This is a genomic window from Rhizobium sp. Leaf453 (assembly GCF_001425605.1).
Taxonomy (GTDB): Bacteria; Pseudomonadota; Alphaproteobacteria; order Rhizobiales; family Rhizobiaceae; genus Pararhizobium.
Map to the genome: position 1 here is coordinate 1 of NZ_LMRG01000019.1, position 879 is coordinate 879.

General features: G+C 54.9%; 2 protein-coding genes. Both read left to right on the top strand.

Annotation, left to right across the window (positions count from 1 at the left end; genetic code table 11):
- Positions 1 to 336: integrase core domain-containing protein (locus tag ASG68_RS18085; protein ID WP_156384883.1), on the top strand; the 336-nt coding region annotated here is incomplete at its 5' end.
- A 280-nt stretch (positions 337 to 616) separates the two neighbouring features.
- The coding region (locus ASG68_RS18090; protein ID WP_082554031.1) for an endonuclease domain-containing protein at positions 617 to 879 on the top strand (263 nt) is incomplete at its 3' end.

Consider the following 879-nt stretch of genomic DNA (forward strand, 5'->3'; position numbering starts at 1 on the left):
GTCGAGAAGCGGTTCACAGCAACGAGAGCCCCGCACGCAATCGAGCATCTCTCGGACAATGGATCTGCTTACACCGCGAGGGACACGAGGCTATTCGCCCAGGCGCTCAATCTGACGCCYTGCTTCACGCCGCTAGCTAGTCCCCAGTCGAATGGTATGTCGGAAGCCTTCGTCAAAACCTTGAAGCGGGATTACATCCGCATCGCAGCACTGCCGGACACCGAAACAGCGCTCCGGCTYATCGACGGRTGGATCGAGGACTACAACGAAATCCATCCTCAGTCCGCGCTCAAGATGGCTTCCCCTCGGCAGTTCATCAGGGCTAAATCAAACTAGCCGACATGTCCGGTGAAACGGGGTGCACTTCAGGCTAAGATGTTGATTTTGTGTCCTCTCCCACTGGGGTAGAGGTAAAGATGCTGTAACGTTGCGAGTCAATATCGTCCCCGGTTTCGCGAGCGGCTTGCTTCAATTGAGGGGGCGGTTCATGCGTCCATGCCTACCCCCTCTCTTGCAATTTCTAGCACTTAGCTGAAGCTAAGAGCTGAAATTGCTTTCTCCCCCGCCGAGGGGGAGATAAATTTGCCGCACCGCTTCAATTCTTCGGAAAAGCCTCATGCATCGTAAGGTCCCTGACGAGCACCGTCATTTTGCGAAAACAATGCGAGCGGATGCAACGCTGGCGGAGAACCTGTTGTGGCAGGCGCTGCGTAATCGTCAGTTGGAAGGGTTCAAATTCAAACGGCAGGTTCCGCTCGACGGGTACATTCTTGATTTTGTCTGCTTCGACGCCCGGCTGATCATCGAGGTGGATGGGTTTCAGCATGCGGAGAATACCCGCGATCTGGTTCGTGACGCGCTGTTTCGGAACGAAAGATT